Origin of the sequence: Bacillus sp. L_1B0_5 (genome assembly GCF_000836715.1) — a bacterium.
Taxonomy (GTDB): Bacteria; Bacillota; Bacilli; order Bacillales; family Bacillaceae_G; genus Bacillus_A; species Bacillus_A thuringiensis_S.
Genome location: NZ_JXIS01000235.1, coordinates 1 through 307, shown reverse-complemented (window position 1 = coordinate 307; position 307 = coordinate 1). Strand labels below are relative to the sequence as shown.

Here is a 307-nt window from a genome sequence, read left to right as displayed (position 1 = left end):
GCAATTTCAAAAAGCATTAAGAGAAACACAGGCTGCGTTAGAACCACTTGGAAAGAAATTTGCAGAATTAGCGAAAGACATTTTACCTCCAATTGTTGATGGAGTTAAATCTGTAATGGATTGGTTTAGTAAATTGTCTGAAGCCGATCAAACGCTTTTAATCGTGATGGGGGCATTGAGTACAGCGTTTATTATTTTAACTCCAATTGTAGCAGCTCTCGCTGTTTCATTTGGCGCGTTGAATTTGGCGCTTTTACCTGTGATAGCTACCATTGCAGCAGTTTCCTTAGTGATAACTGGTATTATC

Annotated in this window: 1 protein-coding gene; it reads left to right on the top strand. The window is 38.8% G+C overall.

Annotated features, from left to right (window positions below; translation table 11 throughout):
- On the top strand, positions 1-307 hold a 307-nt coding region (locus RT27_RS35655), incomplete at both ends, for a hypothetical protein (RefSeq protein WP_043939477.1).